Raw genomic sequence first — 12,440 nt, 5'->3', positions numbered from 1 at the left:
ATGGGGAGTTGGGGGAGGGGTCTCCAGAAACGGTCTCTACTCCCCAGAACCATTCCGACACGGCCGCCCAGGTCGTCGCTGAGCGTCGTCTCGGGTGGGTGCCGATGCCCGGGTCGAGCGTCGTGTCGTCGGCGAGGGCGGGGCGGCAGGCCGGCACCGGCTTACCGGCCGCGGTCGCGGCGGACGGCCACCTTGCGGCCCCGCATCCGCACCCCGTTGAGCGCCTCGACCACGAAGTCGGCCGCCTCCTCGGGGACTTCGACCAGCGAGAACCGGTCGGTGACCTCGATGCCGCTGATGTCCCGGCCCGGGAGCCCGGCCTCGTTGGCGATCGCACCAACCAGGTCGCGCGGGGTGATCCCCGCCTCCCGCCCGAGGCCGATGAACAGCCGCGCCATGCCGGGGGCCGGGCCGCGGGGGCCGGGCCGCCGGGGACCGGACCCGGGGCCGGGGCCGCCGCGCTCGAACCGCTGGTCCTGGGGCGGGGGCGCGACCGGGATGTCGGCGTCCTCGACGTCGCCGCCCTCGGCCCGGTGGGCGAGCTTCACGGCCGCCAGCGCGACGTCCATGACGTCGAACTCGGCGGAGAGGGCCTCGACCACCACGCGGAACCGGTCCAGGTCGCCCTCGACGATCGCCCCGCGGAGCGCCTCGCGGGTGAGTTCGAGCCGGCGGGCGCGGAGGTCCGCGACCGTGGGGAGCCGGGCCGCCTCGATCCGCTGCCCGGTCGCCCGCTCGATGTTCCGCAGCATCCGGTGCTCGCGGGGCTCGGCCAGGGTGATCGCCACCCCCTCGCGGCCCGCCCGGCCGACCCGCCCGATCCGGTGGACGTAGGCCTCGACGTCGCACGGGACGTGGAAGTTGACCACGTGGGTCAGGTGCTCGACGTCGAGCCCGCGGGCGGCCACGTCGGTGGCGATGAGCAGGTCCGCGGTGCCGGCCCGGAACAGCCGCATCACCCGGTCCCGCTGGTCCTGGGCCATGCCCCCGTGGAGCGCCTCGGGCCGGTACCCGCGGGCCGCGAGCGCCTCGGTGAGCTCCTCGACCTCGGTCCGGGTGCGGCAGAACACGAGGGCGGCCGCCGGGGCCTCCAAATCGAGGACCCGGCCGAGGGCGGCGAGCTTGTGCTGCCGGGAGATGATGTACGCGGTCTGCCGGACCTTCGGGGCCTCGCCGGTCGGCACCGCTTCGCGGGCGACGTTCACCCGGACCGGGTCGGTCAGGTGCCGCTCGGCGATGGCCGCGATCCGGGGGGGCAGGGTCGCCGAGAACAGCATCGTCTGCCGGCCCTTCGGCGTGCCGCTGAGGATCGCCTCGATGTCCTCGGCGAACCCCATGTCGAGCATCTCGTCCGCCTCGTCGAGCACGACGGCGGTGACGTTCGCGAGGGCGAGGGTGCCGCGGCGGACGTGGTCGAGGGCGCGGCCGGGGGTCGCGACGACCACCTCGACGCCCCGCTCCAGCGCCCGCAACTGCTGCCCCATCGCCTGGCCGCCGTAGATCGGCAGGACCCGGACCCCGAGCGCCCGCCCGTACTTGTGGACCGCCTCGGCGACCTGCATGGCGAGTTCGCGGGTCGGCACCAGGATCAGGGCCGCCGGTCGGCCCTTCGGGGCGTCGGGCCGCGTCAGGCGGTGGAGCAGCGGGAGCGCGAACGCGGCCGTCTTGCCGGTCCCGGTGGCCGCCCGGCCGACCATGTCGCGGCCGGTGAGCAGCAGCGGGATCGCCTCGCGCTGGATGGGCGTCGGCTCCTCGTACCCGAGTTCGGTCAGCGCCGCGACCAGGCGGGGGTCCAGCCCGAGGGCGGCGAACCCGCCCACCGCGTCCGGTTCGGGCGTCGTCGGAACTGTTTCGGCTTCGGCCATGCTAACGACCCCGGGCGAGTACCTGTTGTCCGAACCGGACCCGCGTTCGGTATCGCGTGTGTGAATGAAAACAGCCCCTCGAAGAACGAGGGGCTGTTGCAGTAGCGGGGGCGAGGCTTGAACTCGCGACCCTTCGCTTATGAAGCGAATGCTCTAACCACTGAGCTACCCCGCCTCCTCAGGATCAATTTACAGCGTCGGCCGCGACTGACAAGACACACATCACGCAACTCGGTTCGGCCCGGCCCGCACATCCCGCCCGCCCCGCCCGAGTTCTGCCCGAAATTGCCTTTCGGAACCACCCGCACAGGCGGTAATCTGAACCCAACTCGCACCACCGCCGCCGAAGAGTCCTCCCAGGAGACGCTCTCCCACCATGCGCACCGCCACCCTACCCGCGCTCCTGCTCGCCCTCGGACTCGCCCCCCACGCCCCGCACCTCGCCGCCGCCCCGCCGCAACCGGCGGCTGAATTCTCACAGCCGCACTCGCCGCCGAAGCCCGAGCCGTTCCCGGTCAAGATGGTCGACCAGGGCGAGTTCAACCCCTCACTCAAGGGGTACTTCCTCCCCGAGGGGTTCAAGCTGGAGGTGGTGATCTCCGAGCCCGACACGATCAACCCCGTCGGCATGACGTTCGGCCCGGACGGCACGCTGTACCTCATGGAGTGGCGGCCCGACCCGGTCACCGGCGACAAGTGGTTCGAAGTCAAGGAGACGTTCCGGTACAAGGACGGCACGGCGCGCCAGGTCGCGACGATGAAGAAGTTCACGACCGACCTCATCAAGCAGTTCAAGCCGAACGCGGCCGGCAAGTTCGACCCGCCGAAGGTCATCATCTCGGAGGAGCTGCCGTCCACCGTGATGTACCACGAGGGGTGGCTGTACGTCACCGGCCGCGGCACCGTGCGGCGGTGGCGGCAGGGGGCGCAGGCCACGACCGGCGCGGGCGCGCCGAACCGCCCGGCCAACGCCAGCGACCCGTGGACCCTCCGGGAGACGATCGCCCAGGGGTTCTGCGGGTTCCACCACCACCAGGTGTCGGGCCTGACCATCGGCAACGACGGGATGCTGTACATCACCAGCGGCGACGACGACAACTACGCCGAGGGGTCCGACGGGAGCCGCGCCACGGTCCTCCGCACCGGGGCCGTGTTCCGGTGCAACCCGGACGGCTCGAACATGGAGGCGTTCTCGCTGGGCTACCGCAACCCGTACCGCGACCTCGCCTACGACGACCGGTTCAACCTGTTCCACGTCGACAACGACCAGGAGGACGGCAGCAAGTTCCAGGGGTGCCGGCTCATGCACGTCGCCGAGGGGACCGACTTCGGCTGGCGGCTCATGAACGGCGCCCGGTGCTGCCGGTCGGACTTCACCCGCGGGGCCGTCGCCGGCGAGCTGCCCGGAAAGGTGCCGCCGATGCTCAAGACCGGCCGGGGCTCGCCCGCCGGCCTGCTCATCTACAACGACACCTACCTGCCCGAGCAGTACCAGGGGCTCCTCTACTACCCGGACGTGTACCGGAAGCTGATCCGCGCCTACAAGGTCGAGCCCACCGGCGCGACGTTCAAGGTGACCGGCGAGTTCGAGTTCATGCGGAGCACCGACCCGCTGTTCCGCCCGTGCCAGATGGTCACCGGTCCGGACGGCGCGATCTACGTGTGCGACTGGCGGACCGACTCGGGCGGGGCCGGCAAGCTCTCCGGCGACGGGCAACACGGCCGCGTGTACCGCATCACCTGGGCCGGCACCAAGGACGCCCCCGCCCTGCCCCGCCGCGGCATGGACAGCTGGGCCAAGGTCCAGCAACTCCCGGACGACAAGCTCGTCGACGCGCTCGCGCTGCCGGACCTGACCGACCGCGTCGAGGCCCGCAAGGAACTCGTCCGCCGCGGCCCGAAGGCCCGCGACCTGGTGCTGAAGAAGCTCGTGTCCGGCGGGTTCGAGGCCGAGGCCCGGCTCCCGGCGCTCGGCGTGCTGCTGGCGCACTGGAGCGCCGACGTCGAGGACGTGTGCCGGCTGCTCGCGACCAACGACGGCTCGGTCGACGTCCGCCGGATCGCCATCGACGGTTTGGGGCTGCACGCCAAGCCGAAGGACGGCCGGGCGGTCGAGACGCTCGTGCGGGCCATCGGCGACCGCGAGCCGCCCGTCCGCCGGGCCGCGGCGATGGCCCTGGGCCGCGTCGGCGGCGAGGCCGCGCCGGGCGCGCTCGTCAGCGGCTACCTGGCCGACCACGACGGCGACCCGTACCTCCGCGACGGCTACCTCCGCGCCCTGGAGCGGCTCGGCAAGCCGGGGATCGACGCGCTGCTGGCGCTGGCCGCGTCCGGCGACAAGGAGCGCGAGCAGGCCGTCGAGGCGTTCCTGACGCTCCGCACGAAGCCGGCCGCCGACGCGCTGCCCGACCTGCTCCTGCGGCCCGACCTCACGGTCGCACAACGGGAAGCGCTGATCCGCTCGTTCACCAACTACCAGTTCGACCCGCCGCTGTCGCTCGACCCGCTCGCCGACTTCCTCGCCCGCCGCCCGAACGAACCGGCGAGTGTCGTGCAGGCCGCCGTGGAGGTGTTCGCCGCCAACGGCCAGAACAACCCGAAGGCCGTGTCGTTCGTTCTGGGGCTGCTCGCCAAACAGGACGAGGCCACGCGGCTCGTCGCGATCAAGGCGATCGAGGAGACCCGCATGTCGGCGGCGTCGCAGAACCTCGCCCAGGCTCTTACCACAGAGAACCGGTCCGAGGCCGAGCGGGTCGCGATCCTCAAGGCGCTCCGCGTCCTGGGCGACAAGAGCGTGGTGCCGAACCTCCAGGCGCTGCTGACCGGCGACAACCCGGCGGCGGTGAAGGCCGAGGCGCTGCGGTCCCTCGCCGGCCTCGACATCGCCGCCGCCCGCGGCACCGCCGAGAAGCTCCTCGACCAGTCCGACGAGAAGCTGCTCGGCGAGGCCGTCATCGTCCTCGCCAGCACCAAGCCCGGGGCGAAGCTCATCGCCGAGCGGTTCGTCGCCAAGAAGCTCCCCCGCGACTTCTTCCCGCAGGTCACCGACGCGCTCAAGAAGTTCGGCGACGACCCGGTCATGGCCAAGCTCCAGGCCGAGGTGCTCCGCGGCGGGCTCCTGCTGTCGCTGGAGCCGGGCCAGATCGACAAGGTCCGCAAGCTCGTGTCCGAGAAGGGCGACCCGAAGAAGGGCCGCGAGCTGTACCTGAACACGAAGCTGCTCGCGTGCGCCGCGTGCCACCGGCTCGAGGGGGTCGGCGGGAGCGTCGGCCCGGACCTCACGCGCGTCTGGGACACCATGACCGTCGAGAAGATGCTCGAGTCGATCGTCGAGCCGAGCAAGGAGATCAAGGAGGGGTTTCAGACGTACCGGGTCACGACGGCCGACGACCAGGTCATCACCGGGCTGAAGATCAAGGAGGACGCGAAGGAGGTGGTGCTGCGAGACGCCAACGGCCGCGACGTCCGGGTCGCGAAGGCCGACGTGGTCTCGCTCGCCCCGTCGAAGGTGTCGCTGATGCCCGACAACGTCGTGTCGCAGTTGAACTACGAGCAGTTCATCGACCTGCTCGCGTTCCTCAAGAGCCGCAAGGAGCAAGAGGGGTTGCGGGGGCAGGTGCTGGAGGCCGCGGTGGTGGGCGGGTTCTCTGCCGACGTGAAGGCCGACAAACCCGAGGTGAAGACCGACACTGCGTGGAAGCTGGTCTCCGCCGAGCCGAGCGGCAAGCTCGACCTGTCGCCGGTGCTGACCGGCGACGGCGGCGCGTACCTGCGGGCATACGTGTTCTCGGAGAAGAAGCAGTCGGCGGCCGGCACGGTCGCCACGGCCGGTGCGGTGCGGCTCTGGGTCAACGACGCGGCTGCCCTGAGTCCGGTCGCCGCGGCCCCGAACGGTGCGGCCGTCGAGACGCCGTTCACCGCCGAGTTGAACCCGGGCTGGAACGTGCTTCTGGTGAAGCTGGCGGGCGCCGGTAAGCCGGCGACCCTCGCCATCCGCCTCGCCGGCGACGGCCTGCGAACGGCCGGCACCCAGGCGGAACTCCCACCGGCACCGAAGTAACAAAGAGTGTTGGGAGTGTTGGAAGTGTTGAGAGTGTTTGGGATCGGTGTTCCGGGTACCCAAACACTCTCAACACTTCCCACACTCCCAACACGCGCAAGGTCAGATGATGCCGCCGTGGATGCGTTCCGGCGTCAGGTGGCTCGGCTGGTCGTTGAACCAGAACCGCCGCCACTCGTTCTTGATCTGGCGCAGGTCCTCGGACTGGTACAGCAACTGCTGCATCCGCTCGTCCGGGTTGCTCGAGTACTGGTTGAGCAGGCAACCGGAGTTCGCCGCCAGAGCGGTGACCGCGAACACCCCCAGAATCAGCTTGCGGACCATGACGGCCTCCGTGGCGGGAGCTTCCCGAAGCCGCACGCGGTGGGCGACCCTGTTCCCCCACAGGGCCGCCCACACGCGAGGGCTGTACCCTTAATATCGGCACCGCCCGCACCGCCCTTGAAACCGTTCCGAATTTTCTGACCCGTTTCTCCCGCCCGACCCGCTCCGGCGGCACAACGCACGAGCCGCCGGGGGTCCGCACTCGTGATGCGGGGCCGCCGGCGGCTCGTGCCGGGTCGTGTGGACCGTTATCCGTCCGAGCCCGAGCGCCGAGCGAGGGGGTGCGTGAACCCTCGCTCGGCGCTCGGGCTCGGACCAGTGAACCCTCGCTCGGCGCTGGGCTCGGACCAGACGAAGCGCTCGCCCGGGACACGCTTCAACCGGATGCGGCGTCAGTAGTCGGCGTTGAAGCGGATGCCGAGGGCAGTGAAGTCGCCCGGGAGGCGGCCCGCGGAGTCGTTCGGGTTGAAACCCCTCGACATCCAGCTCACGTTCGTCTGCACCCGGGCGTTCGACGTCAGGTACCAGTTCACCGCCCCCGTGACGCCGTGGGCGGTGCCGCCGTTGATGCCGCCGTGGGTCAGGTCCACGTAGTCGTACCGGACGCCGACCTCCCACGCCCCGGTGTCGAACAGCCACCGCCCGTCCTCGCCCTTGAGGAACCGGAACCGGTTACTGGGGACGACGCGGGCGTACCCGGGCCGCTCCTTGATGTACCCGCGGTGGTCGGGGGTCAGGAATCGGAGCACCTCGATGTACGCGCCCGACGCGAAGTAGGTGCCGCGGGCCTTCGCCCCGTCCGGGAGCGCGCCGTCCGGGCCGGGCAGGCCGCCGGTGAAGGCGTTGGTGATCGAGCACAGGGTGCCCTCGGCCGCGAACGTCCACGGGCCGCACGCGCCGGCGAGTTCGAGGTTGTAGATCTGCTGCCCGTCGCGGCTGAACACGACCCCGCTGTCCACGATGTTCGGCACTTGGAACCCGCTCCCGACGCGGACGTTGGGCCGGGCCCGGAGCCGCACCGCGTTCTGGCTCAGGTTCCGGTAGCTGGCGTCGAACCCGACGTGGCCCCACAGTTCCGCGTCCTCGTTCCACAGCGGCAGGCACGTGACCCGGGCGTCGTACACGTAGTTCCCGTCGCCGATGGTCGCGAACTGGCGGTTGCTGAACGAGTTCTGCTGGAAGAACCCGAACAGGGTGTACGCCCGGCCGTTGAAGTAGTTGTTTGCCATCGTGATGCCGTTCGAGAAGTTCGTGTTGCTGTTGAACGCCTCGAACATGAGCCCGCGCTCCATCCACACCTGGAACGTGTCCGCGGTGGCGGTCACGAAGTTCAGGCTCTCGCGGTGCCGGCCGACGCGGAAGTTGCCGTGGAACGGAAGCTTGGTCAGGCCGATGTAGACCTCGTTGAACCCGATCGTCTCGGCCGGGTCGAAGTTGGTGAGCACCGGGTTCGCGACCCCGGCCGCGTTGTCGATGCCCAGGGTCCGCTGCCGCAGGTCGGTCGCGTTGGCGAACTCGTACTGCGCGAAGAACTCGATCTGCTCGTACGCGAGGCCCGAGATCCGGAGCCGGGCGCGGCGAAAGTCCATGCCGTCTTGAAGCGCCAGGTTCGGGTCGATCAAGCTGTTGAACTCGCCGATCGAGTTCTTCAGCGCCGGGTCGACGCTGTACCACCCCATGTCGAACTGGGTGACGCCCCCGACGTGCATCTTGAAGTTCTTGTCGGCCGACTCGAACTGGAGCCCGTTGTTCCACTTCGCGGTCATGCGGCGGTCGAGGGCGTCCTTGACCTTCTTGTCGGCCTCGGCCTTCTTGGCCTTCTCCTCGCGGTCCTTCAGCATCTGCTCGACGAGCCGCTTCACGTCCTCGTTGGTCACGGGCGTGGGCGCGGGCAACTCCGCTCCCGGCGGTGCGGCCGCGGGCAGTGGATCGGTCGGCGCCACGGGCGGCACGTCCTGGGCGGACGCGATCGTGGCGGCGATGAGGGCCGCGAGGAGCGCGAGCGGCACAGCGCCCGTTCGGCCGTGAGGAAACGGCATGGGCATCAACCCCGTCGTGGGTGCGTACAGAGAGTGGCCGCGGAGTACCGGTGGTGAACCACGGGGTCAACCCGAGCCGCAGGGTTCCACCTCCGGTCGCTCACGCTGCCGACTCGCCTAAATTCGCACGCGCCCCCGCCCCCTCACCAAGTTCCCCCGCTCACGGCGATCGGGTATAACTTCCCGTACCTGCCCGGTTCCGCTCCCTTCCCCACACGCTGGTCTCCCAATGCGCTGCCACGCCGCCCTCCTCGCCGCTGTGCTCCTCGCTCCCCCACTCGCGGCCGCCGAGCCGCCGAAGGGGTTCGCCCCGCTGTTCAACGAGAAGAACTTGGAGGGCTGGCACGGGTGGGCGATCCACGACAAGGGCGCGACCCCCGCGGACCTCGCCAGACTTTCGCCCGAGGACCGTGCCAGCAAAGTCGACGCCTGGACCGCGGACGCGATGAAACACTGGAGCGTGCAGAGCGGCGAGTTGGTGAACGACGGCAAGGGCGCGTACCTCGCCACCGCGAAGGAGTACGGCGACATCGAGTTGCTGATCGAGTACAAGACCGTCGCCAAGGCCGACAGCGGCATCTACCTCCGCGGCACCCCGCAGGTCCAGATCTGGGACGCGACCCAGGTGTTCGACCCGAAGAACCCGACCCGCAGGCCGCACCTCGGCTCCGGCGGGCTGTTCAACAACGCGCCCGACGCCGCCGGCCGCGACCCGCTCGTCGCCGCCGACAAGCCGTTCGGGGAGTGGAACAGCTTCCGCATCCTCCAGGTCGGCGAGCGCACCACGGTGTACCTCAACGGCAAGCTCGTCGTGGACGCGGCCCGCATGGAGAACTTCTGGGACCGCAAGCTGCCGCTCCCGCGGGCCGGGAAGATCCTGCTCCAGACGCACGGCGGCGAGATCCGGTGGCGGAACCTGTTCGTCCGCGAGATCCCCGCAACCGAGGCCAACGAGTTGCTCGCGAAGCGGGCCGCGACCGGGTTCGAGAGCGTGTTCAACGGCAAGGACTTCACCGGCTGGGAGGGCGCGCTCGAGAACTACGAGGTGGCCGACGGCGCGATCGTGTGCAAGCCGAAGAAGGGCGGGAACGTCGTCACGCGGGCCGAGTACGGCGACCACGTGATCCGGGTGGAGTACAAGCTCCCGGCCGGCGGCAACAACGGGCTGGCGATCCGCACCCCGACCGCCGCGGCCCACGCGGCGACCGAGGCGATGTGCGAGCTGCAGATCCTCGACGACACCGCCCCGAAGTACGCGAAGCTCGACCCGCGGCAGTTCAACTGCTCGGCCTACGGCATGGTCGCGGCGCACCGCGGCCACCTGCGGCCGGTCGGCGAGTGGAATTTCCTGGAGGTGACCGTGAAGGGCTCGACGCTCGTCGCGGAACTGAACGGCACCCGCGTCCTCGACTGCGACCTGGGCACTGTGACCGAGTTCAAGGACAACCAGAAGCACCCGGGCAAGGACAACGCGAAGGGCCGCTTCGGCTTCGCCGGCCACAACGACCCGGTGGCGTTCCGCAACATCGCGATCAAGGCGATGGAAGAGAAGAAGTGAATTGGACGTTGGAGGTGGGAGATTGGGAAAGCCCTTCTCTCCAACCTCCCATCGCACCCGCGTCACACTGCGGTGCGGATGTGACGAGGAGGGAGAAGTGAATGGGAGAATGGAAAGAGCGGTCTTTCCAACCTCCCATCCCCAACGTCCGATCTCCAGATCAGAAGTCCCACGTCTCGACCCCGGGCTTCTTCTTGCGGGGCCGCGGGGCGGCCGGGCCGTCCGCGTCGGCGTGCTCGACCACGACCCGCGGGGGTCGCGGCGCGGGAGCCTTCCGCACGATCGGCGGCGCGTCGTCGCCGTCCGTGTCCTCGGCGGCCGCGTCCGGTGCGTCGTCGGTGGAGGTGCGGCGGCCGCCGCCCTCGCCCTTCGCCCGCAGCATCAAGTTGATCGCCACCTCGGGGAACGGCAGGTTGTCGCGGAGCGTCTTCGTCAGGTAGCGGATGTACGTCTCCTCGAACAGCTCCGGGCCGTTGGTGAACAGCACGATCGTCGGCGGGTACACGCCGATCTGGGTCGCGTAGAAGATCTTCGGGGTCTTGCTCCCCTGCAGCGGCGGCGCGGTCGCCTCGACGGCCGCCCGGACCACCCGGTTCAGGTCGCCGGTGCTCACCCGGGTGCCGGCCTGCTTGTGCAACTGGATCGCGAGCTGGAGCAGCCGCAGCACGTTCTTGCCGCTCTTGGCGGTGATGAACGCGATCGGCACGTGCTCGAGCATCGGGAACATCTTGCGGACGTAGTCGGCCATCTTCTCGGTCGACATCGCGTCCTTGACGAGGTCCCACTTGTTGACGACGAAGATCGCCGGCTTGTGCTCGTTGACGATGTACTGGGCGAGCTGCTTGTCCACGCGGCCGACCCGGTGCCGGGCGTCGAAGAACTGGAGCACCACGTCGGACCGGCGGATCGACCGCTCGGCCCGGTGGCTGCTGTAGTACTCGACGCTGGTGGCCATCGAGGTCTTCTTCTGCACCCCGGCCGTGTCGATGGCGAGGAACGTCTTGCCGTCCCGCTCGAACAGCACGTCGATGCTGTCCCGCGTGGTGCCGGGCACCTCCGAGACGATGACCCGGTCGCTCTCGGCGAGGCTGTTGATGAACGTGCTCTTGCCGACGTTGCGGCGGCCCACGGTGGCGATCTTCAGCGCCGCGTCGGCCGGGGGCAGCTCATGCGTGTCGGCCGGGAGCTTGGCGAACACGGCCTCGAGCAGCTCGCCGCGGCCGAGCTTCTGGTCGGCGCTGACGGTGAGCGGCTCGCCGTACCCGAGCGCGTTGAACTCGCCGGCCTGCTGGCCGATCTTCTCGGTGTCGGCCTTGTTGGCGACGAGCACGACCGGCTTGTGGATCGCCCGGAGCCGGTTCGCGACGTCCTGGTCGAGCGGGGTGACGCCGTCCCGCACGTCCACCACGAACACGACCACGGACGCCGAATCGATGGCGACCTGGATCTGCCGCTCGACGTCGGCGGTGAGGTCGTCGACGTCGACGATGCCGATCCCGCCCGTGTCCATCAACTCGAAGAACCGGTCCTGGTACTCGATGACCGTGGCGACCCGGTCGCGGGTCACGCCCGCGGTCGGGTCCACGATGCTGATCCGCCGGTTGGCGAGCCAGTTGAACAGCGACGACTTGCCGACGTTCGGCCGGCCGACGATCGCTACGGTGGGAAGGGCCATCTCTTCGAGTCCTCGAGTCGTCACGTTGTCGGGTCATCAGGTCGGGCGGCAACCGTTCGTCTTCGACCCGAAGACCTGACGACTTGCGGACCTGACGACGAAGTTCACCAGGCGGTGTACCCGCCGTCGACCACCAGCGTCGCGCCGGTGACGTAGCTGCTGGCGTCGCTCGCCAAGAACACGGCGGCGGGGCCGAGTTCCGCGGGCTCTCCGAGCCGGCCCATTGGCACGTGCGCCTCGAACGTGGCGCGGAGCTCGGGCTTCTCGGCGTACCACTTCTGGTTCGGCTCGGTCAGGAACCCGCCGGGGGCGATCGCGTTCACCCGCACCCCGCGGGGCGCCCAGTCGGCGGCCAGCGCCCGGGTGAGCCCGCCGAGCGCGGCCTTCGCGGCCTCGTAGTGCCGGCCGCCGATCCCCTTGATGGCGACCGGCCCGGCGACGCTCGTGACGTTGATGACCGACCCGCGGCCCCGCTGGAGCATGAACCGGCCGATCCGCTGCGCGCACACCAGGGCGCTGGTCAGGTTCAGGTCGAACAGCCGCTTCCACTCCTCGACCGGGAAGTCCTCGGTGGCCACGTCCACGCGGCGGCCGCCGACGTTGTTCACGAGCACGTCGAGGGGGCGGTTCAGTGCCAGCGCCTGGTCGCACACGGCCGCCGCAACGTCCGGCTGGCTCACGTCGGCGACGATCACCCCGACCCACCGGCCGAGCATCGCCATCTCCCGGGCGGCCCCGTCGAGGGCCGCCTCGTCGCGGCCCACGAGGATCAGGTCGGCCCCGGCCTCGGCGAGCGCCCGGGCCATCGCGCGGCCCAGCCCGCGGCTCCCGCCGGTGACCAGGGCCGTGCGGCCGTCGAGTCGGAACTTGTCGAGAACGCCCATCGTGACCCGTTTCCCCGGAGAGTCGAACAAGGTTA

At 70.1% G+C, this 12,440-nt stretch carries 7 protein-coding genes and 1 tRNA gene; 2 read left to right on the top strand and 6 right to left on the bottom strand.

Going from position 1 to position 12,440, the window contains the following annotated elements:
- Nucleotides 1-161 precede the first annotated feature (161 nt).
- Together ACTIGN_RS08345 and ACTIGN_RS08340 are read right to left on the bottom strand one after the other, a co-directional pair.
- Entirely contained in the window at nucleotides 162-1,865 is a 1,704-nt protein-coding gene (locus ACTIGN_RS08345; protein WP_439622714.1) for a DEAD/DEAH box helicase, read from the bottom strand.
- A 102-nt stretch (nucleotides 1,866-1,967) separates the two neighbouring features.
- Nucleotides 1,968-2,040, bottom strand: a tRNA-Met gene (locus tag ACTIGN_RS08340).
- Between the two features lie 201 nt (nucleotides 2,041-2,241).
- On the opposite strand from ACTIGN_RS08340, the gene ACTIGN_RS08335 reads away from it, so the two are divergent.
- Nucleotides 2,242-5,925 carry a PVC-type heme-binding CxxCH protein gene (locus tag ACTIGN_RS08335; RefSeq protein WP_439622712.1) on the top strand — a complete coding sequence of 1,228 codons (3,684 nt, stop codon included), beginning with the start codon at nucleotides 2,242-2,244 and terminating at the stop codon, nucleotides 5,923-5,925.
- 102 nt (nucleotides 5,926-6,027) lie between these two features.
- Here the strand turns inward: ACTIGN_RS08335 and ACTIGN_RS08330 are convergent, their stop codons facing one another.
- Together ACTIGN_RS08330 and ACTIGN_RS08325 are read right to left on the bottom strand one after the other, a co-directional pair.
- Nucleotides 6,028-6,249 carry a hypothetical protein gene (locus ACTIGN_RS08330; RefSeq protein WP_144944155.1) on the bottom strand — a complete coding sequence of 74 codons (222 nt, stop codon included), beginning with the start codon at nucleotides 6,247-6,249 and terminating at the stop codon, nucleotides 6,028-6,030.
- A gap of 392 nt (nucleotides 6,250-6,641) precedes the next feature.
- Entirely contained in the window at nucleotides 6,642-8,288 is a 1,647-nt protein-coding gene (locus ACTIGN_RS08325) for an OprO/OprP family phosphate-selective porin (RefSeq protein ID WP_439622710.1), read from the bottom strand.
- 229 nt (nucleotides 8,289-8,517) lie between these two features.
- Here ACTIGN_RS08325 and ACTIGN_RS08320 point away from each other — a divergent pair, with 229 nt between their 5' ends.
- Nucleotides 8,518-9,846, top strand: a complete 1,329-nt coding sequence (locus ACTIGN_RS08320) for a 3-keto-disaccharide hydrolase (RefSeq protein WP_439622708.1) — start codon at nucleotides 8,518-8,520, stop codon at nucleotides 9,844-9,846.
- A 160-nt stretch (nucleotides 9,847-10,006) separates the two neighbouring features.
- Here ACTIGN_RS08320 and der read toward each other — a convergent pair whose 3' ends face one another.
- Nucleotides 10,007-11,521: a ribosome biogenesis GTPase Der gene (der, locus tag ACTIGN_RS08315; protein ID WP_439622706.1), complete on the bottom strand. Its 1,515-nt coding sequence runs from the start codon at nucleotides 11,519-11,521 to the stop codon at nucleotides 10,007-10,009.
- 104 nt (nucleotides 11,522-11,625) lie between these two features.
- Nucleotides 11,626-12,405, bottom strand: coding sequence for an SDR family NAD(P)-dependent oxidoreductase (locus ACTIGN_RS08310; RefSeq protein ID WP_439622704.1), 780 nt, complete (start codon nucleotides 12,403-12,405; stop codon nucleotides 11,626-11,628).
- Nucleotides 12,406-12,440: the final 35 nt, after the last annotated feature.

This window comes from Gemmata sp. (assembly GCF_051859125.1).
Taxonomy (GTDB): Bacteria; Planctomycetota; Planctomycetia; order Gemmatales; family Gemmataceae; genus Gemmata.
Note: the sequence above shows the minus strand (reverse complement) of the source record. Positions and strands in the feature narration are given on the sequence as shown.